The sequence below is a fragment of the Streptomyces sp. NPDC012827 genome, from assembly GCF_042900905.1.
Lineage (GTDB): Bacteria > Actinomycetota > Actinomycetes > Streptomycetales > Streptomycetaceae > Streptomyces > Streptomyces gulbargensis.
The window spans coordinates 166,357-185,026 of record NZ_JBIBBY010000012.1 but is presented as its reverse complement, the minus strand read 5'-3'; the positions used below and the strand labels follow the sequence as shown (position 1 = coordinate 185,026).

Here is an 18,670-nt window from a genome sequence, read left to right as displayed (position 1 = left end):
GAGTACCCACCCCCGGACGCCGGGGTGTCAGTCCGTCAGGACGGTGGCCCCCGGGGCCGGGGAGGTCGCCACCCGGGCCGTGCGGCAGGTGCCCGAGGCGATCAGGGCGTCGGCCACCGTCCGCGCCGCGTCCGCGTCCTTCACCAGGAACGCCGTCGTCGGACCCGAGCCGGAGACGAGGGCCGCGAGGGCGCCCGCGCCGGTGCCGGCCTCCAGGGTCGCGGCGAGCGAGGGGCGCAGCGAGAGCGCCGCCGGCTGGAGGTCGTTGACGAGGGCGTCCGCGAGGGCGGTGGTGTCACCGGTCACCAGGGCCTCCAGGAGGGCCGGTGAGGCGGCGGGCACGGGGACGTCCACGCCCTCGGTGAGCCGGTCGAACTCGCCGTACACCGCCGGGGTGGACAGTCCGCCGTCGGCGACGGCGAAGACCCAGTGGAAGGGGCCGCCGACGGGCAGGCCGGTCAGCCGCTCGCCGCGCCCGACGCCGAGGGCCGCCCCGCCGACCAGGCTGAACGGCACGTCCGAGCCGAGTTCGGCGCAGATCTCCAGGAGTTCGGCGCGCGGGGTCGCCAGGCCCCAGAGCGCGTCGCAGGCCAGGAGGGCGCCCGCGCCGTCGGCGCTGCCGCCCGCCATGCCGCCCGCGACGGGGATGTCCTTGGCGATGTGCAGGTGCACGGCCGGCTCGATGCCGTGCCGGGCGGCGAGGAGTTCGGCCGCCCGCGCCGCCAGGTTGGTGCGGTCGAGCGGCACCTTGTCGGCGTCGGGGCCCTCGCAGGTGACCGTCAGCGCGTCCGCGCGGGTGGCCGTCACCTCGTCGTACAGGGAGACGGCCAGGAAGACGTTGGCCAGGTCGTGGAAGCCGTCCGGGCGGGCGGCGCCGACCGCGAGCTGCGCGTTGACCTTCGCCGGGACCCGTACGGTCACGCTCGTGGGCGCGCTCATGCCCTGGCCTCCGCGATCCGCGCGAACTCCTCCACCGTCAGCGCCTCGCCCCGCGCCTGCGGCGAGACACCTGCCTTGACGAGGGCCTCCTCGGCGGCGGCCGGGGAGCCCGCCCAGCCGGCGAGGGCGGCCCGCAGGGTCTTGCGGCGCTGCGCGAAAGCGGCGTCGACGACCGCGAACACCTCCGCCTTGGAGGCGGTGGTGGCCACCGGCTCGGCGCGGCGGACGAGGGAGACGAGGCCGGAGTCCACGTTCGGCGCGGGCCAGAAGACGTTGCGGCCGATGGAACCGGCGCGCTTCACCTCGGCGTACCAGTTCGCCTTCACCGACGGCACGCCGTACACCTTGTTCCCCGGCCGGGCCGCGAGCCGGTCGGCGACCTCGGCCTGGACCATGACGAGGGTCCGCTCGATGGTCGGGAAGCGGTCGAGCATGTGCAGCAGGACCGGCACGGCCACGTTGTACGGCAGGTTGGCGACGAGCGCGGTCGGCGCCGGGCCCGGCAGCTCCTCGACGTGCATGGCGTCGGAGTGGACCAGCGCGAAGCGGTCCTTCCGCTCCGGCATGCGGGCGGCGATCGTGGCCGGCAGGGCGGCGGCGAGCACGTCGTCGATCTCGACGGCCGTCACCCGGTCGGCGGCCTCCAGGAGGGCCAGGGTGAGGGAGCCGAGGCCGGGACCCACCTCCACGACGACGTCGTCGGGGCGGACCTCCGCCGTGCGGACGATCCGCCGGACGGTGTTGGCGTCGATGACGAAGTTCTGGCCGCGCTGCTTCGTGGGCCGCACGCCGAGGGCGGCGGCCAGTTCACGGATGTCGGCGGGGCCGAGGAGGGCGTCGGGGCCGTCGGGGCCGGTGGTGGTGCTCACCGGTACAGCCTACGGGGCACGGGCGCGCGCCTCCTACGGCTCACCGGCCGGCGGGCGGGGCGGCGGCTCCCGCGACCCGGACGCGGTTCCGGCGCGGGCGGGCGGGGCACCTGGGGCGGCCGACCGATACAGGCTTGGTCAGCCGTGGAGGCGGCGACCGCAGTGCGGCCAGGGGCTCGCGCCGCGCCGTACGTACAGCTTCTTCGCCCGGTACGTCTGCTCGGCGGCGGGCGCGTCCTGCGCGACGCCGTCGCCGCCGAGGGACCGCCAGGTGGCGGGGTCGAACTGGTAGAGCCCGCCGTACGTGCCGGAGGGGTCGACGGCGTCCGGGCGTCCGCCGGACTCGCAGGCCGCGAGCGCGGCCCAGTTCAGGCCGTCGGCGCCCGCGACGGAAGGCGGCAGCGGCCGGGTGCCGACCCTGACCTTGCGGCTGACGGGCACGCGGACGATCTCCTCGCCGGTCCTGCGCGGCCGCTGGGCGACGCCGTTGACGGACCTCAGGCTGTACGTGACGCGGCGGACGCCCTGGACGCCCTGGCGTTCGACGACCTCCGTGCCGGCGAACAGGTCCGGGTCACGGACGCGCTCGACGGCGTACGGGATCGCCTCCTCGCGGACCTGCCGGGAACCGGTGACGCGGAGCACGGTGACCGTCTGGCCGTCGCGCGGGAAGCTCCCGGCCGGGACGGAGGTGGTGTCCTGGCCGGAGAGGGTGATCCCGGCCTCGGCGAGGGCCTCGCGGACGGTGGCGGCGTTGGTGCGGACGGTCCGCTCGCGCCCGTCGGCGAGGAAGGTGACCGCGCGTTCCGTGCGGACGTCGAGGGCGAGGCCCCGCCGGGAGATGGGGGCCGAGCGGGAGACGGACAGGTGGGCGCCCTCGGCCCGGACGCCGAGCTGGCGCAGGGCCCCGTCGACGGTCCGCGCGGTGGTCCACACCTGGCGGCGGGTGCCGTCCAGGGTGAGGGTGACCGGGCGGCCGTAGCGGACGACGACCTCGTCCCCGTCGGTGAGGGCGTGGCCGGGCGCCGGGGCGACGATGTCGTGGTCGCCGACGGCGACGCCCTCGTCGGTGAGGAGTTCGGAGACGTCGTCGGCGAAGGTGTGGAAGGTGCGCGGTACGCCGTCCACGGAGAGCCGGACCGCCTTGTCGTCGGCGACGAAGGCGCTGGTGCCGCCGGCGAGGAAGGCGACGACGAGGGCCTGTGGGACGAGCCGGCGCAGCCCCTCCGCGCCCGCCCCGGCGGCCTTGCGGCGCCGTGCCGCCCGGCGGGAACCGGCGCGTGAGCCCTGGTGCGGGACGACGGCCGGGACGGTGACCGCCGGGAGGGTCGGCGCGGCCGGACCGGCCGACGGGGGCGCGGCCACGGGCGGGGGCGGGGGCGGAGGCGGTGGAGCCGTCGGGAGGACCAGCGCGGCCTGCGTCGGCTGCTCGTGCAGGGGGAGGGCCGGCGCGCCGGCCCCGCGCCGTCCGGCCCGGTGACTGCCCTGGGAAGTGCTCACGAGGCCGGGACCCTAGCCCCTCGGCGGGTCACTCCGCATGACGACCCGGCTACGTGGCGTAACCGTTATGGAAGTCCGCGCGGCTCAGTAGTCGAAGGCGCGGGCGCTGTTCACGGCGATGGCCTCCGCGAGGTCGTTCTCCCCCGTGCCCCGCACCTCCGCCATCGCCCGGACGGTGACCGGGATCAGGTACGGGGCGTTGGGCCGGCCCCGGAAGGGCGCGGGGGTGAGGAACGGGGCGTCGGTCTCGACCAGGACCAGCTCCAGCGGGGCGACGGCGAGGGCGTCCCGCAGCGGCTGGGCGTTCTTGAAGGTGACGTTGCCGGCGAAGGACATGTAGTAGCCCTTGGCCGCGCAGATCCGGGCCATGTCGGCGTCCCCGGAGTAGCAGTGGAAGACGGTCCGCTCGGGCGCGCCCTCCTCGTCCAGGACGCGCAGCACGTCGGCGTGGGCCTCCCGGTCGTGGATGACCAGGGTCTTGCCGTGCCGCTTGGCGATCTCGATGTGGGCGCGGAAGGAACGCTCCTGCGCGGCCATGCCCTCGGGGCCCGTGCGGAAGAAGTCCAGACCGGTCTCGCCCACGCCGAGGACGTGCGGCAGGGCCGCGAGCCGGTCGATCTCGGCGAGCGCGTCGTCCAGGGCCGCGTCGCCGCCGGCCTCCCGGGCGCCCTGCCGGGACCAGCCGTCCGGGTCGCCGAGCACGATGCGCGGGGCCTCGTTGGGGTGCAGGGCGACGGCCGCGTGCACCTGGGCGTGGGCGGCGGCGGTCTCGGCCGCCCACTGGGAGCCCTTCACGTCGCAGCCGACCTGCACCACGGTCGTGACGCCGACGGCGGCGGCCTTCGCCAGGGCCTCCTCGACGGTCCCCGACTGCATGTCCAGGTGGGTGTGCGAGTCCGCGACCTCCACGAGGAGCGGTTCGGGCAGTGGCGGCGGGGCGTCCTTGGCACTCATGGCCCCGATCGTACGAGGGCCGCGCGGCACGGACGCCGCGCGGCCCGGGTGCTACCTGTCCCGGTGGCGGAAAGGACGCAGCAGATCCGCGAGGTGCCAGTGGTGCGGAACCGGGGGCCGCTCCGGGTACTCCTCGGTCAGCTCCTGACCGATCGGCCCCGCCGGCGAGACGGGCTTGGCCGCCCGCACACCCGGCTGGTGCCGCTCGGTCGCGGCGACCGTGTCCAGAACCGAGGAGACCTGCCCCGCGCGCATGATGCGGACGACGTGCCCGCCACAGTTCATGCAGGTGGGGCTGGACAGCGGGGACGGCACCCGCTCTCCTCCGGCCTTGTAGACGACGAATTCCTGGCCGGCCGCGTCGACGTGGTGCTCGATGTCGTACGCCTGCTCCCAGCCGTATCCGCACCGCATACAGGCGAAGGCGTACGCCTCATGGGCGACGGATATGCCGGTGCCGGTGATCTCGGTCATGCCAGCTCCTCTCCACTGGGTCCAGTGGACGCCTTTTCGGGCCGGAGCGCATCAGCGGGGGGAGAACCGTGGAATTCTCTTGGGCTTTCCCTTGCCGAAACGCTCTGCGAAGAGTCCCGGCGCCGGATTCGGCTTTGCCTTTCAGATTAACTCTTTGCCCTTTTCCCGGCCCGACGGCCCGCGAGGCGCGAGGCCGGGCCCCGGCGGCCGGGAGGTACGGGGCGGGCGGGGGCGCCCCCGCCATCAGCGCGCGGTCTTCGCCGCGACGACCGCGTCGAACACCTCGCGCTTGGGGATCCCCGCCTCCGCCGCCACCGCCGCGATGGCCTCCTTGCGGCGCTCACCCGCCTCCTCGCGGATCCTCACCCGGCGGACCAGCTCCTCCGCGTCCAGCTCGGCCGGGCCCGGCTCCGGGGCGCCCTCGACGACGACGGTGATCTCGCCGCGTACGCCCTCCGCCGCCCAGGCCGCCAGCTCGCCCAGCGACCCGCGCCGGACCTCCTCGTACGTCTTGGTCAGCTCGCGGCACACGGCGGCCCTGCGCTCGGCGCCGAAGACCTCCGCCATGGCGGCGAGGGTGTCGTCGAGCCGGTGGGGGGCCTCGAAGTAGACGAGGGTCCGCCGCTCGCCGGCGACCTCGCGGAGGCGGCCGAGCCGCTCGCCCGCCTTCCTCGGCAGGAAACCCTCGAAGCAGAAGCGGTCCACGGGCAGTCCGGAGAGCGCCAGGGCGGTGAGCACGGCGGACGGGCCGGGGACGGCCGTCACCTTGATGTCCTGCTCGACGGCGGCTGCGACGAGCCGGTAGCCGGGGTCGGAGACCGACGGCATGCCCGCGTCCGTCACGAGGAGCACCCGGGCCCCGCCCGCGAGCGCCTCCACCAGCTCCGGCGTACGGGCCGATTCGTTGCCCTCGAAGTACGAGACGACCCGGCCCTTGGTGTGGACGCCGAGCGCGCGGGTCAGCCCGCGCAGCCGCCGCGTGTCCTCGGCGGCCACGATGTCCGCGTTCTCCAGCTCGGCGGCGAGGCGCGGCGGGGCGTCCGCGATGTCACCGATGGGGGTCCCTGCGAGTACCAGCGTTCCTGTCACACGGGTCATCCTCCCAGCCCGGACAGGCGACGCGCACCGAAGCGTTCCCTACGATGGCGCGGTGACGAGTACCGCACCCGAGGCCCTGGAGGGCCAGCACCCCATGGCACCGACCGTGGCAGAGCCCTCTTCCTGGCAGCAGAGGCTGCGGCGCTTCGGCTACCGCCCGCCCGCCACCGGCACGCTCGCCATCGGCCTGCGGGACCGGCTCGACCCGCCGTACGCCCGGCCCTCGGAGCGGCTGTGGCAGCTGTTCGGGATCGGCCCGGCCCTGGCGGAACGGCTGTGGCGGCTCTCGGCCTGGGGCGGTCCGCTGCTGGTGGCGGCGATCGCCGGCGTGCTGCGGTTCTGGAACCTGGGCAAGCCGCACGCGGTGATATTCGACGAGACGTACTACGCCAAGGACGCCTGGGCGCTGATCAACCGGGGTTACGAGGGCGCCTGGCCGAAGGACGTCGACAAGAAGATCCTCGTCGACCCCGGGTCCGTACCGATTCCGACCGACCCCGGCTATGTCGTCCACCCGCCGATGGGCAAGTGGGTCATCGGCCTCGGCGAGAAGATCTTCGGTTTCGAGCCCTTCGGCTGGCGCTTCATGGTGGCGCTGCTCGGCACCCTGTCCGTGCTGCTGATCTGCCGGATCGGCCGGCGCCTGTTCCGCTCCACGTTCCTGGGCTGCCTGGCCGGTCTGCTGCTGGCCGTCGACGGCCTGCACTTCGTGATGAGCCGGACCGCGCTCCTCGACCAGGTGCTGATGTTCTTCCTGGTCGCGGCCTTCGGCTGCCTGATCGTGGACCGGGACCGGGCGCGGCGGCGCCTCGCCGGGGCGCTGCCGGAGGACGAGGAAGGGGTGCTGCGGCCGGACGCGGAGATCGCGGAGACGCTGGGCCTGGGGTGGCGGCCGTGGCGGATCGCGGCCGGGGTGATGCTGGGCCTGGCCGCGGCGACGAAGTGGAACGGTCTGACGTTCCTGGCGGCGTTCGGCCTGATGACGGTCCTGTGGGACGTGGGCGCCCGGCGGACGGCCGGCGCGGTCCGCCCGTACGTGTCGATGCTCAAGCGGGACGCCGTCCCGGCCTTCGTGTCGACGGTGCCGGTCGCGCTCGCCACCTACCTGGCGACCTGGTCGGGCTGGCTGGCCTCCGACAAGGGCTACTTCCGCACCTGGGCGGCCGACCAGGACAAGCTGGACGGCGGCGGCTTCTGGAGCTGGCTGCCGGAGTGGCTGCGGAGCCTGTGGCACTACGAGTACGCGGTGTGGGACTTCCACGTGAAGCTGACCTCGCCGCACACGTACGAGTCGAACCCGTGGTCGTGGATCGTGCTCGGCCGGCCCGTCTCCTACTTCTACGAGTCCCCGGCCCCCGGCACCGCGGGCTGCCCGGCCACCGCCAAGGAGAAGTGCGCCCAGGAGATCCTGGCCCTCGGCACCCCGCTCCTCTGGTGGGCCGCCTGCTTCGCCCTCCTGTACGTCCTTTGGCGCTGGGCCTTCCGCCGGGACTGGCGCGCGGGTGCGATCGCCTGCGCGGTCGCGACCGGCTGGCTCCCCTGGCTCCACTACCAGGAGCGCACGATCTTCCTCTTCTACGCGGTCGTCTTCGTGCCGTTCCTGTGCCTGGCGGTGGCCATGCTGCTGGGCGCGATCATCGGCCCCCGCGGCTCCTCCGAACGCCGCCGCACGATCGGCGTGGTGACGGCCGGCTGCCTGGTGCTGCTGATCGTCTGGAACTTCATCTACTTCTGGCCGATCTACACGGCGACGCCGATCCCGCTGGACGAGTGGCGGGCGAGGATGTGGCTGGACACGTGGGTGTAGACCGATGTGTTCGCACCACTCCCCCGGGGCGAGGGCGTCGGTGATGATGTCCGCGTGGCTCACCGCATCAGCACTCTGATCTCGGCCCTCGGCGTTCTCGCCGGCGCCATGCTGCTCGTCGCCGCCGTGCGCGAGTACCGCTCCGGGGCATCGGCTCTCTGGATCGCCGCCGGAGCGGTCGTCCTCGCCGGCGCCCTGCACGCGCTCGTACGGGACGTGCGGCGCCTGCGTGCGGAGGCGGGGACCGTGGAACGGTGAAGAGGCGCGGCCGGGGCCGGCTCCGGCGGATCATGGTCGGGGTGGGGTGATCGGCCATACCGGCGGCCGGGTGGCCGGAACAGGTCGGTGAGGTACCGGTTGTGACACAGGCGTCGAAAGTTGCTCGACACACGTATCTGACGGCTGTTTGACTCTCTCGTCCACCTGGGGAGGGGAGGCGCAGCCATGCGCAGTGGAGCCAAGGTCGCGATCGTGGGGGGTGTCTTCGTCGTCGTGGCGAGCGGCGTCGGCTACGGGGGCTACAACCTGTGGACGGGCATCACGGGCGGCAGCACGTCCGTGGGGACCCGGGCCGGGGAGGCGCCGAGGTCGGGGCCCGTCACGCCGGAGGAGACCGGGACGACCGCGAAGGACTTCCTCGCGGCCTGGGCGGCCGGGGAGGCGGACCGGGCGGCCCAGCTGACCGACGACCCGGTGAACGCCGGGACCGCGCTCGCAGGCTTCCGCAGCGGCGCCTCCGTCTCGGCGGCCGAGATCACGCCGGGGCCGGCGACGGGGACGACGGTGCCGTTCACGGTGCGGGCGACCGTCACGTACGAAGGCCTGTCGAAGCCGCTGACGTACAGCTCGCGGCTGACGGTGGTGCGCGGGCTCAGCACCGGCCGGCCGCTGGTGAAGTGGCAGCCGTCCGTCCTGCACCCGAAGCTGACCGCGAGCGGCACCCTGCACACCGGCCCCTCGAAGACCGGGCCGGTCAAGGCCGTCGACCGGAACGGCAAGGAGCTGACGGCGGAGAAGTACCCCTCGCTGGGGCCGGTCATCGACCAGCTGCGCAGCCGGTACGGCGCGGCCGCCGGGGGCAAGGGCGGTGTCGAGACCGTCATCGAGTCGGGCGGCTCGTCCGTGCCCGACACCACCCTCCTCGTCCTGTCGAAGGGGGAACCGGGGCTGCTGAGGACCACCATCGACGCGGACGTGCAGGCCGCCGCCGAGAAGGCGGTCGCGGCGTACGACCAGGCGGCGGTCACCGCGATCGAGCCGTCCACCGGCGCGATACGGGCCGTCGCCAACAGCCCCGCGCAAGGCTTCAACACCGCCTTCCAGGGCAAGCAGGCCCCCGGTTCCACGATGAAGATCGTCACCGCGGCGATGATGATGAAGCACGGCGTCGCGGGCCCCGACACGGTGGTCGAGTGCCCGCCGACCGCTTCCTGGGACGGCTACACCATCCAGAACCTCGACAAGTTCCAGATCAAGGACGGCACGCTCACGGAATCGTTCCGCCGCTCCTGCAACACCGCCTTCGTCAAGGCCATCACGCCCCTGAAGGCGAAGGGCGTCCACAACACCGCTCTCGGTGAGACCGCCCGCGACTCCTTCGGCATCGGCCTCACCTGGTCGGTGGGCGTCTCCACCGAGGACGGCTCGGTGCCCGAGTCGAGCGGGGTCGAGACGGCCGCCTCGTACATCGGCCAGGGCAAGATCACGATGAACGCGCTGAACGTGGCCTCGCTCTCCGCCACCGTCGCCAACGGCGGCTTCCTCCAGCCGTACCTGGTCCCGGCGAGCGTCGGCGACCGGGAGTTCGCCACGACCGGGCCGCTCTCCCCGGAGGTCGCCTCCGGGCTGCGGCGGATGATGCGCGCGACGACCGCTCCGGGCGGCACCGCCGCCGACGTGATGGCCGGGGTGCCGGCGCCCAAGGGCGCGAAGACCGGTTCCGCCGAGGTCGACGGGCGGGACATGTCCAACAGCTGGTTCACCGCCTACTCCGGCGACCTGGCGGCCGGCGCGGTCGTCGAGTCCGGCGGTCACGGCGCGGACGCGGCGGGCCGGGTGGTGGCCCGGGTCCTGAAGGCGGGCTGAGTTCCCGGGTGCCCCCGCCCCTCACGGCCGGAAGGTGACGGCCCGGGGGCGGGGGTGCCGGTGCGCGGTCCGGAGCCCGCCGGGTTCACGGTCCGCCGGCGGCGGGCCGGTGCGGGGTGAAACCCGGTCGCACCGCTCGGCCGGCCCCCGCTAGCGTGCCGCCATGGCCACAGACGACCTTTCCGCCGCCCACCCCCAATTCGCCGCCGCCCTCCGGGAGCTGGGGCTCGACGTGGAGATCCGGCGCTTCCCGGACGAGACGCGGACCGCCCAGCAGGCCGCGGAGGCGATCGGCTGCGAGGTCTCCGAGATCGTCAAGTCACTGATCTTCGCCGCCGACGGGGTGCCGGTCCTCGTCCTCATGGACGGTGCCTCGCGGGTCGACGTGGAGCGGGTCCGCGAGGAGCTGGGGGCCGGCGAGGTGACCCGCGCCGACGCGCGCGTGGTCCGCGAGACCACCGGATACGCGATCGGCGGCGTCCCGCCCTTCGGCCACCGCACCCGCACCCGGGTCATCGCCGACCGCGGACTCCTCGACCACGACCTGGTGTGGGCGGCGGCGGGCAACCCGCACACCGTCTTCGCCCTGGACCCGAAGTCCCTGGTCACCCACGCCGGTGCCACCCTGGCGGACGTCCGGGAACCGTCCGTGTGAACAGAGCGGCCGGTTGAGGGCGGGGCGGCCCTCAGGAGGTGGCGGCGCGGAAGAAGTCCGTCCGGATGCGGCGGAAGCCGGTGTGTCCCGTCGCCTGCGTGTGCGCCAGGCACCACAGGGCGGGGCCCCGTCCGTCGTCCGCCGCGCCGGACCCTTCGAGGCAGGTGGTGCACTCCGCCTCGGTGATCGGCCCACTGCCCGACCGGTCCGGCCGCAAGGCCCAGAGCCTCGCCCGCCGCGGGGTCCCACACGTCGCTTCCGTCGCCCGGTTCACCCCTGCTCCCTCCCCACGGCCACCTCCGCCCACACCAGCTTCCCGGGCCCCTCCCGGTTCCCGACACCCCACGCGGCGGCCAGGCTGCCGACCACGGGGTTACGGTTGCGGCAGCACAGGACTGGAGGAGGTGTCCGACGTGCAGCGGTACTCCGCCGGTCCGGCCTGGCGAAGCGGAAGCCACGGCAGCGGCCACGGGCAATGCGTCGAGGTCCGGGACCACCTCGTCGGCACCGCCCCCGTGCGCGACAGCCGGAACCCCGCCAGGCCCCGCCTCCTCTTCCGGGCGGAGGCGTGGGCGTCGTGCGCGCTGACGACCTCACGGCTCCGGAGCCGGAGGGACCCGTGATCTCCGAACGCCACCGGGCGGACGCCCTGGTGCTCTGGGACTTCCAGCGGATGGGGCACGCGCCCCGGCCCTGTTCCGTGGCCGTGGGGCTCGGGAGTCACGATCTCGGGGTGGCCGAGGTGGCCGCGGGGATGTACCTGGGCGGGCTGGTGCCGCTCCTCGTGTTCACCGGGGCGAACAGCCCGACGACGCGGGAGCGGATGCCCCGGGGCGAGGCCGAGCACTACCGGGAGCGGGCCCTGGAGATGGGCGTGCCGGCGGAGGCGGTGCTCGTGGAGGGTGCGGCGCGGAACACCGGGGAGAACATCCGGTTCTCCCGGGAACTGCTCGCCGCGCGGGGCGTCCGGGTGGCGTCCGTCCTGCTCGTCAGCAAGCCGTACGAGGAGCGGCGGGCCTATGCGACCGCGCGGAAGCTGTGGCCGGAGGTCGAGGTGGTCTGCGCGTCGTCGGGAGCGGACTTGGACGCGTACGTGGCGGGCATCGGGGACCCCCGGCTCGTGCTCGACATGCTCGTCGGAGCCGTGCAGCGGCTGCTGGCCTACCCCGCGCGCGGCTTCATGATCGAACAGGAGATCCCCGCCCCGGTGGCGGCGGCGTACAGGCGGCTGCGCGACGCCGGGTTCACCGGGCGTCTGCTCGCGGAGGAGCGCTCCTAGGAGGTTCGCCGTCCCGCGCGGGCCGGGAGCGGGACGTGGGGGCGGGCGCAATCCTGCGGCCCGCCTACGCCCGCAACGCTCCCGCACGCCCCTCCCCGCACTCCTCCGGGGGATGGGCAGGCCGGAACGGTCTCGGAAGGATCGGCACCGGGTGCCGGCCGGGCACTTCCCTTGCACCTCGGGAGACAGCATGAGTGACAGCGGAACGTTCGAGTTCTTCGTTCTCAATCTGACCAAGGAGCCCCTGAAGGGCACGGTCTCGTGGAACGGGGCCGGTCGGACCGTGGACATCGACGTCAACGGTCTGGAGCCCTGCGCCATGTCGCGACGTGCGGCCTTCTCGCCCGAGCGAGGACGCGACGACATGTGGAGCTGGAGCGAGCGGGGCCGGCAGTACCAGCTGAACTGCTTCGACGGGGACCGGTACGTGGTGGTGACCATCAGCGACTACGGCATCGGCGTCCTGCCCACCGCGACCTCCCCCGACACCTGGGGCTGGTGAACCCGCGTCTCCGCACGCGGTTCACCGAGCCCGATCAGGGGTGGGCGCCGTCCAGGAGGGCCGGACGGTCGGGGGGTCGGGCAGCGGCTCCGGTGCAACCGGGGTGGGCGTGAGGGGGCGGGGCAGGGGTGGCTCGCTCGCCGGCGGGGGGCCTGCCGGTCGTACGGGGGCGGGGTGCGGGACCGGGCGGTCGGCCGGGAGGAGGGCCAGCAGGCAGACGGCCACCACCGCCGCCGCGCCGAGGACGGCACACGCGAACGCGCGGGTGCGGCGGGCCCCGCGCTGCGGGCCCTGCGGCGGCACCCCGGGGCGCAGGCTGTGCGGGGTCACGAGCGCGGCGCGGGCGGTCAGGGCGGCGCGCAGCCGTTCCTCGGTCGCGGCGCGGCGCTCCTCCTCGTACGGAGTCGTGCGCGGAGTCATCGGACCTCCCCCAGTTTCTTCTCCAGCGCGTCGAGCGCGCGGCTCGCGGTCGACTTCACCGTGCCGCGCGAGAGGCCCAGCGTCCGCGCGATCTCCGCCTCGGACAGCTCCGACCAGTAACGCAGCACCAGCACCTCCCGCTGGCGGCGCGTCAGGCCCGCCAGCGCGTCGAGCACGAGCCGGTGTTCCTCGGCGAGCAGCAGCCGCTCGTCCACCGCCGGGCCCGCGCCCTCGTGGGGCGGGGTGTAGGCCCGGGCGGTACGGCGCCGGCGCAGGACGGAACGGGAGGCGTTCACGACGGCGGTGCGCAGGTACGCCCCCGGGTCCTGAAGACCCGTCAGGGACGTACCGTGCGCCCGGCACACGGCGGCGAACGCGTCCTGTACGACGTCCTCGGCCGTGTGCGGGTCGTCCACCAGGAAGACCGCGAGCCGCACCAGATCGACGCGCCGGGCCCGGTACAGCTCCGTGAGCGTGGGCGGTGGCTCCTCCGGATACGGCGGGCCGTCGACCACCCGCAGCCTGCGGGCCCGCGCGGGAGCCTCGCGGCGTTCCGTGGCCTCGGGCCGGGTCAGGCGGGCGAGCAGCCGGAACCAGCGGGGCGGCGCTGCGGGAAGGGCGTACTGCATGGGCCTCGATCCGTTGCGGGAGGCGGGCCGGGCCACCACGGCGACCCGGCCCGCTTCCTGGGGTGGTGCTGGTGCTTCTACTTGCCGATGCCGGTGCCCGGTGCGGCCACGCGCGGCGCCTCCTCGGCGGGAGCGGGTACCGGGGTGGGCTTCACCGCGGGAGCGGGAGCGGGCGCCGGTACGGGGGAAGGCGCGGGCGCCGTGACGGGGGCGGGCACGGGCTTCGCGGGCGCCGGAGCGGGCGCCGGTACCGGAGCGGGCGCGGGCTTCACCGCGGGGGCGGGCGCCGGGGCCGGGGCCTCCACCGCCGGGGCCGGCGCGGGCGCCGCCTCCGGGGCGGTGGAGTGGTGGTCCGGAGCGGCCGGTGCGGGCTGCGGGCGGGCGGAGTCGGCGGCGGCCTGGGCGGCGAAGCCGCCGCCCAGGAGCAGCGCCGCCCCGGCGAGGACGCCCAGGGCCCGGGGGCGGGGGCGGAGGTTCCGCTTGGCGTGGCTGGACATGGTGGGTTCTCCCGATGCGGTGACGGACGTGGACGAGGGCTGCGGAGTCCGGACTCCGCAGCCCTCCCGAAGGGCGCCTTCACCCCTCCAGACGTGCGGCACCCGCCGGGGTTGCGCCACCTGCCGGGAAAAGTGCGGGAAGACCCGGCTCAGTGCCCGAGGACCTCACCGAAGTGGGTGTTGACCGCCAGCACACCGCCGTCCACCCGCAGGGTCGTCCCGGTGATCCAGGCCGCGTCGCGGGAGGCGAGGAAGGCGACGGCGGCGGCCACGTCCTCGGGGGTGCCGACCCGGCCGAGCGGATACACGCGCTCGGCGAGGACGGCGAGTTCGTCCTCGCGCCCCGCCCAGCTGCTCGTGGCGATCGTCCCCGGGTTGACCTGGTTGACGCGCACCCCCCGGCGGGCCGCGTCGCCCGCCAGGGTGCGAGTGAGGGAGCCGAGCGCGGCCTTGGCGGCGCTGTAGGCGTGGCCGCCGAAGTCCATCTCGGCGTTGACGGAGCCCACGGTGACGACGGCCCCGCGCCCGCCGGCCGCCGCCAGCAGCGGCAGCGCGGCCCTGGCGCACCGGACGGCCCCCATCAGCGTCACGTCCAGCTGCCGCTCCCAGCCGGTGTCGGGCTCGTCCTCGAAGCGGTCCCGGTCCCGCTCGACCGGGGCGAAGGCGTTGTTGACGAGGACGTCCAGCCCGCCGAAGGCCTCCGCCGCGCGGGCCACGGCCGCGTCGGCCGAGGTCTGGTCGGCGATGTCGCAGCGGACGGCCAGCGCCCCGGGCAGGCCGCCGGCGACCTCCCGCGCCCCCTCCTCGTCCACGTCGGCGACGAGCACCCGGGCCCCCTCGGCGGTGAGCCGCCGCGCGACGGCCGCGCCGATGCCCCGGGCCGCGCCGGTGACCATGACTCCGTACCCCTCGAACCGTGTCCTGAGATCCATGCCGAGATCACAGCACCGAACCCGGCCCCCCGCCAGGGCCGGCCCGCCGGACGGGAGCCACAAGGACGCGGGGGCCCGGCGCGGGGCTCAGGCCGGGAGGCAGTCGCGGACGGCCCGGATCAGGGCCTGGGCGCGCGGGTCGGCGGTGACCGTCCGGCGCATGCCGTTGGTGACGTAGCCGAAGGCGATGCCCGACTCGGCGTCGGCGAAGCCGAGAGAACCGCCACGGCCGGGGTGACCGAAGGAGGTGGGGCCGAGAAGGGGCGAGGCCGGGCCGTGCAGCATGTGGCCGAGGCCGAAGCGGGTGCCGACGAGGAGGGTGCGGTCGATGCCGGCGGACTCCTCGGTGCGGGCGAGGGTGACGGTGGCCGGGGCGAAGAGGCGCACCCCGTCGACCGGGCCGAGGGTGGCGGCGTAGAAGCGGGAGAGCGCGCGGGCGGTGGCGACGCCCGAGGAGCCGGGCAGTTCGGCGGCCCGGTAGGCGGGGTCGTTCTCGTCGGGGCGGGGGGCGATGACGTCGAAGGCCCGGCGGGTGAGCGAGCCCGGGTCCTCGTACGCGGCGGTGACCGAGCGCTTGGGGCGGAGCCTGAGGGCGCCGCTGCCGGCGGGTTCGGTCTCCTCTACGCGGCCGAGGTGGCCGACGCGGTGCGTCTCCGCCTCGGGCAGGCCTATCCACAGGTCGAGGCCGAGCGGACCGGCGATCTCGTCGGCGACCCAGCGGCCGACGGTGCGGCCCGTGACCCGGTGGACCAGGCCGGAGAGGAGCCAGCTGAAGGTGTGGGGGTGGTAGCCGTGGGCGGTGCCGGGTTCCCAGACGGGCGCCTGCGCGGCCACGGCGGCGGTGGCGGTGGGCAGGTCGGCGGCCTCGGCGAGGGTGAGGGGCCGGTCGAGGACGGGCAGGCCGGCGCGGTGCGCGAGGAGCTGCCGTACGGTCACCCGGTCCTTGCCCTCGGCCTTGAACTCCGGCCAGTACGTGGCGACGGGGGCGTCCAGGTCGAGCAGGCCGCGCTGGTGGAGGAGGAGGGGGACGGCGGCGGAGACGCCCTTCGTGGCGGAGCGCACGACCTGCGCGGTGGACGCGGTCCAGGGCGCGGGCCCGCCGGATCCGTCCCTGCCGTGGGCGTCCTCCGCGCCGCCGGCGTCCCGCGTGCCCGCCCACAGGTCGACCACCGGCACGCCGTCGTGGTGGACGGCGACGGCCGCGCCGCGCTCGCCGCGCCCCTCGAAGTTGCGCAGGAACGCGTCCCTGACCGGCTCCCAGCCCGCCGCCACCGTGCCCTGGACGTCCACCTGACCCACACTTCCTCTCGTACCGTACGAACGGCCCCCATGGTCTCAGGCGACGGAACCGGGGACGAAGCCGAAGGGCAGCTCCAGGCGGTGCCGGGCCATCAGCTCCGTGTCGGCGAGGATCTCGCCGGTCGGGCCGTCGGCGGCGATCACGCCCTCGCTGAGGATCACCGAACGCGGGCAGAGCTCCAGGGCGTACGGCAGGTCGTGGGTGACCATGAGGACGGTGACGTCCAGCGAGCGCAGCACGTCGGCGAGCTCGCGGCGGGAGGCCGGGTCCAGGTTGGAGGACGGCTCGTCGAGGACGAGGATCTCCGGCTCCGTGGCGAGGACGGTGGCGACGGCGACCCGGCGGCGCTGCCCGAAGGACAGGTGGTGCGGGGGCCGGTCGGCGAACTCCGCCATGCCGACCCGTGCCAGCGCCCGGTGCACGACGGCGTCGAGGGCGGCGCCGCGCAGCCCGGCGGCGGCCGGGCCGAACGCCACGTCCTCGCGGACGGTCGGCATGAACAGCTGGTCGTCGGGATCCTGGAAGACGATGCCGACCCGGCGGCGGATCTCGGCCATGTGCCGCTTGCCGACCGGCAGACCGGCGACGGTGACGGAGCCCGCGCCGGCGGCGAGGATGCCGTTGAGGTGCAGGACGAGGGTGGTCTTGCCGGCGCCGTTGGGGCCGAGGAGGGCGACCCGTTCACCGCGTCCGACGGTGAGGTCCACGCCGAAGAGGGCCTGGTGGCCGTCGGGGTAGGCGTAGGCGAGGCCGGTCACCTCGAGCGAGGGCGGGAGCGGGGCGGTGCGGGTCACGGGGTCCGTCCGAGGAGGCAGATGAGGCAGATCAGGAGCGCGGCGAGCGGGAGGGTGGCGGCGCGCGCCCACTCGGCCCGGGTGGCGGGCGTCTCGTCGAGGACCGGCAGGGTGCCGGTGTAGCCGCGGCTGACCATGGCGAGGTGGACCCGCTCCCCGCGCTCGTACGAGCGGATGAAGAGGGCGCCCGCCGAACCGGCGAGCACGCCCCAGTGGCGCACGCCCCGGGCCTCGAAGCCGCGCGAGCGGCGGGCGACGGACATGCGGCGCATCTCGTCGGTGACGACGTCCCCGTACCGGATCATGAAGGAGGCGATCTGGACGAGCAGCGGGGGCATCCGGAGGCGCTGGAGGCCGAGGAGCAGGGCCCGCAGTTCGGTGGTGGTGGCGAGGAGCACGGAGGCGGCGACGCCGAGGGTGCCCTTGGCCAGGACGTTCCAGGCGCCCCACAGGCCGGGGACGCTCAGGGGGACGCCGAGGAACTCGGTCCGCCCGCCGGGCACCACGAACGGCATGAGCAGCGCGAACGCGACGAACGGCACCTCGATGAGCAGCCGCTTGAGCAGGAAGCCGGCCGGGACGCGGGCCGCGCCCGCCACGCCGGCGAGGAGCAGGGCGTACAGGGCGAAGGCCCAGACGGCCTCGCGGGGCGTGGAGACCACGACGGCCACGAAGCCGAGGACGGCGACGAGCTTGGTGTGCGGGGGCAGCTCGTGGACCGGGGAGCGGCCGGGCCGGTGGAGCCGGTGGGCGTGCCCCGCGCCCACCTCAGGCGTCCGCGGGGGTCTTGCGGCGGCGTGCGGCCCAGAAGACGCCGGTGCCGGCGGCGAGCGTGACGCCCACGCCGATGACGCCGGCGAGGCCGCCCGAGAGGCGCTCGGTCTCGACGCCCTCGACGCCGTAGTCGGCGAGCGGGGAACCGGCGGCGGCGTGTTCCTCGGCCTTGGCGTCGATGCCCTGGTCGGCGGCGACCTTCTCCAGGCCGTCGGGGCTGGCGGAGGCGTAGAAGGAGACGACCCCGGCGAGGACCAGGGCGGTGACGACGCCGCCGATCCACAGCTTCTTCGGCGAACCCGGGGAGGCCGGCGCGGTCGCCACGGTGCCGGCGGCGGGCCGGGCGTCGACGAGCTCCCCGCCGACGCGGAGCTTGAGCGGGGCGGTCAGGCCGCGGGCGCCGTACACGAGGTCGGGGCGGACGGCGAGGACCGCGCCGACGGTCAGCATGGTGATGGCGGCCTCGCCGACTCCGATGAGGACGTGCACGCCGAGCATGGCGGTGAGGACGGTCCCGATCGGCACGTCGGTGGTGCCGCCGATCGCGTAGAGCAGGGTGAAGGCGGCGGCCGAGGCCGGCACGGAGACGAGCGCGGCGACGAAGGCGGCCGCGGTCACCGAGCGGCGGGTGCGCGGCAGGACGAGGACGAGTCCGCGGAAGAGGGCGTAGGCCACGACGACGGTGACGACGCCCATCACGGTGATGTTGACGCCGAGGGCGGTGAGACCGCCGTCGGCGAAGAGGAGCCCCTGCATGAGCAGGACGACGGCGATGCAGCAGACGCCGGTCCAGGGTCCGACGAGGATCGCGGCGAGCGCCCCGCCGAGGAGGTGTCCACTGGTTCCTGCGGCGACCGGGAAGTTCAGCATCTGGACGGCGAAGACGAAGGCGGCGACGAGTCCGGCGAGCGGGGCCGTGCGCTGGTCGAGTTCGCGTCGGGCTCCGCGCAGGCTGACGGCGACGGCGCCGGCGGCGACGAGACCGGCGGCGGCCGACACGGGGGCGTTGATGAATCCGTCAGGTACATGCACGCCCGAATGATGGACGCTGCTGCAAAGCACTTGCAAGAGCGTACGGATCACAGAACGGCACGGAGTGGCGTGCGCGACACCGGGGCGGCGCATGCGCGGCGCGCGCTCCGGGAAGGAGGACCTGTACGGG

General features: G+C 74.9%; 22 protein-coding genes. 7 read left to right on the top strand and 15 right to left on the bottom strand.

From position 1 onward, the window contains the following. Positions 1-27: 27 nt before the first annotated feature. The 6 genes from ACFY60_RS25615 to rsmI form a co-directional block, all read right to left on the bottom strand. A complete protein-coding gene (locus tag ACFY60_RS25615; protein WP_388615947.1) occupies positions 28-939 on the bottom strand; it encodes a 4-(cytidine 5'-diphospho)-2-C-methyl-D-erythritol kinase in 912 nt (303 codons plus the stop codon). Next, positions 936-1,808 carry a 16S rRNA (adenine(1518)-N(6)/adenine(1519)-N(6))-dimethyltransferase RsmA gene (rsmA, locus tag ACFY60_RS25610; RefSeq protein WP_388615950.1) on the bottom strand — a complete coding sequence of 291 codons (873 nt, stop codon included), beginning with the start codon at positions 1,806-1,808 and terminating at the stop codon, positions 936-938. The genes ACFY60_RS25615 and rsmA overlap by 4 nt, the downstream gene beginning before the upstream one ends. A gap of 138 nt (positions 1,809-1,946) precedes the next feature. Beyond that, positions 1,947-3,308, bottom strand: a complete 1,362-nt coding sequence (locus tag ACFY60_RS25605) for a ubiquitin-like domain-containing protein (protein WP_388615953.1) — start codon at positions 3,306-3,308, stop codon at positions 1,947-1,949. An 84-nt stretch (positions 3,309-3,392) separates the two neighbouring features. Beyond that, entirely contained in the window at positions 3,393-4,262 is an 870-nt protein-coding gene (locus ACFY60_RS25600) for a TatD family hydrolase (RefSeq protein ID WP_388615956.1), read from the bottom strand. 51 nt (positions 4,263-4,313) lie between these two features. Continuing rightward, entirely contained in the window at positions 4,314-4,736 is a 423-nt protein-coding gene (locus tag ACFY60_RS25595) for a hypothetical protein (protein ID WP_309050305.1), read from the bottom strand. Between the two features lie 243 nt (positions 4,737-4,979). Further along, positions 4,980-5,825 (bottom strand): 16S rRNA (cytidine(1402)-2'-O)-methyltransferase, encoded by an 846-nt coding sequence (rsmI, locus tag ACFY60_RS25590; RefSeq protein WP_388615959.1) that lies wholly within the window; start codon positions 5,823-5,825, stop codon positions 4,980-4,982. Between the two features lie 61 nt (positions 5,826-5,886). Between rsmI and ACFY60_RS25585 the strand changes: the two genes are divergently transcribed. From ACFY60_RS25585 to ACFY60_RS25570, 4 genes are all read left to right on the top strand, one after another. Further along, positions 5,887-7,641 carry a dolichyl-phosphate-mannose--protein mannosyltransferase gene (locus tag ACFY60_RS25585; protein ID WP_388615962.1) on the top strand — a complete coding sequence of 585 codons (1,755 nt, stop codon included), beginning with the start codon at positions 5,887-5,889 and terminating at the stop codon, positions 7,639-7,641. A 54-nt stretch (positions 7,642-7,695) separates the two neighbouring features. Beyond that, positions 7,696-7,899, top strand: a complete 204-nt coding sequence (locus ACFY60_RS25580; protein WP_388615965.1) for a hypothetical protein — start codon at positions 7,696-7,698, stop codon at positions 7,897-7,899. A gap of 186 nt (positions 7,900-8,085) precedes the next feature. Continuing rightward, positions 8,086-9,726, top strand: coding sequence for a penicillin-binding transpeptidase domain-containing protein (locus ACFY60_RS25575; RefSeq protein ID WP_388615968.1), 1,641 nt, complete (start codon positions 8,086-8,088; stop codon positions 9,724-9,726). 163 nt (positions 9,727-9,889) lie between these two features. Then, positions 9,890-10,381 (top strand): YbaK/EbsC family protein, encoded by a 492-nt coding sequence (locus ACFY60_RS25570; protein ID WP_388615971.1) that lies wholly within the window; start codon positions 9,890-9,892, stop codon positions 10,379-10,381. A 31-nt stretch (positions 10,382-10,412) separates the two neighbouring features. Here ACFY60_RS25570 and ACFY60_RS25565 read toward each other — a convergent pair whose 3' ends face one another. Further along, on the bottom strand, positions 10,413-10,598 hold the full coding sequence (locus ACFY60_RS25565) for a hypothetical protein (protein WP_388615974.1): 186 nt from the start codon (positions 10,596-10,598) through the stop codon (positions 10,413-10,415). On the opposite strand from ACFY60_RS25565, the gene ACFY60_RS25560 reads away from it, so the two are divergent. The 3 genes from ACFY60_RS25560 (at position 10,546) to ACFY60_RS25550 (ending at position 12,162) form a co-directional block, all read left to right on the top strand. Then, entirely contained in the window at positions 10,546-11,004 is a 459-nt protein-coding gene (locus ACFY60_RS25560) for a DUF397 domain-containing protein (RefSeq protein WP_389459470.1), read from the top strand. The two genes, ACFY60_RS25565 and ACFY60_RS25560, sit on opposite strands and share 53 nt — an antisense overlap. A gap of 50 nt (positions 11,005-11,054) precedes the next feature. Continuing rightward, positions 11,055-11,660, top strand: coding sequence for a YdcF family protein (locus tag ACFY60_RS25555; protein ID WP_388616108.1), 606 nt, complete (start codon positions 11,055-11,057; stop codon positions 11,658-11,660). 190 nt (positions 11,661-11,850) lie between these two features. After that, a complete protein-coding gene (locus ACFY60_RS25550) occupies positions 11,851-12,162 on the top strand; it encodes a hypothetical protein (protein WP_388615979.1) in 312 nt (103 codons plus the stop codon). Positions 12,163-12,183: 21 nt separating this feature from the next. On the opposite strand, the gene ACFY60_RS25545 is transcribed toward ACFY60_RS25550, so the two are convergent. The 8 genes from ACFY60_RS25545 to ACFY60_RS25510 form a co-directional block, all read right to left on the bottom strand. Continuing rightward, positions 12,184-12,582: a hypothetical protein gene (locus ACFY60_RS25545; RefSeq protein ID WP_388615982.1), complete on the bottom strand. Its 399-nt coding sequence runs from the start codon at positions 12,580-12,582 to the stop codon at positions 12,184-12,186. Continuing rightward, positions 12,579-13,211, bottom strand: a complete 633-nt coding sequence (locus ACFY60_RS25540; protein WP_388615984.1) for a sigma-70 family RNA polymerase sigma factor — start codon at positions 13,209-13,211, stop codon at positions 12,579-12,581. The genes ACFY60_RS25545 and ACFY60_RS25540 overlap by 4 nt, the downstream gene beginning before the upstream one ends. 77 nt (positions 13,212-13,288) lie before the next feature. After that, positions 13,289-13,708: a hypothetical protein gene (locus ACFY60_RS25535; protein WP_388615986.1), complete on the bottom strand. Its 420-nt coding sequence runs from the start codon at positions 13,706-13,708 to the stop codon at positions 13,289-13,291. Positions 13,709-13,857: 149 nt separating this feature from the next. Further along, a complete protein-coding gene (locus ACFY60_RS25530; RefSeq protein WP_388615988.1) occupies positions 13,858-14,640 on the bottom strand; it encodes an SDR family NAD(P)-dependent oxidoreductase in 783 nt (260 codons plus the stop codon). Between the two features lie 87 nt (positions 14,641-14,727). Then, positions 14,728-15,930, bottom strand: a complete 1,203-nt coding sequence (locus tag ACFY60_RS25525) for a serine hydrolase domain-containing protein (RefSeq protein ID WP_388616111.1) — start codon at positions 15,928-15,930, stop codon at positions 14,728-14,730. A 45-nt stretch (positions 15,931-15,975) separates the two neighbouring features. Then, a complete protein-coding gene (locus ACFY60_RS25520; protein WP_388615991.1) occupies positions 15,976-16,734 on the bottom strand; it encodes an energy-coupling factor ABC transporter ATP-binding protein in 759 nt (252 codons plus the stop codon). Next, positions 16,731-17,501, bottom strand: a complete 771-nt coding sequence (gene cbiQ / locus ACFY60_RS25515; protein ID WP_388615993.1) for a cobalt ECF transporter T component CbiQ — start codon at positions 17,499-17,501, stop codon at positions 16,731-16,733. The genes ACFY60_RS25520 and cbiQ overlap by 4 nt, the downstream gene beginning before the upstream one ends. A gap of 1 nt (position 17,502) precedes the next feature. Further along, positions 17,503-18,540: an energy-coupling factor ABC transporter permease gene (locus ACFY60_RS25510; RefSeq protein WP_388615996.1), complete on the bottom strand. Its 1,038-nt coding sequence runs from the start codon at positions 18,538-18,540 to the stop codon at positions 17,503-17,505. Positions 18,541-18,670 lie beyond the last annotated feature (130 nt).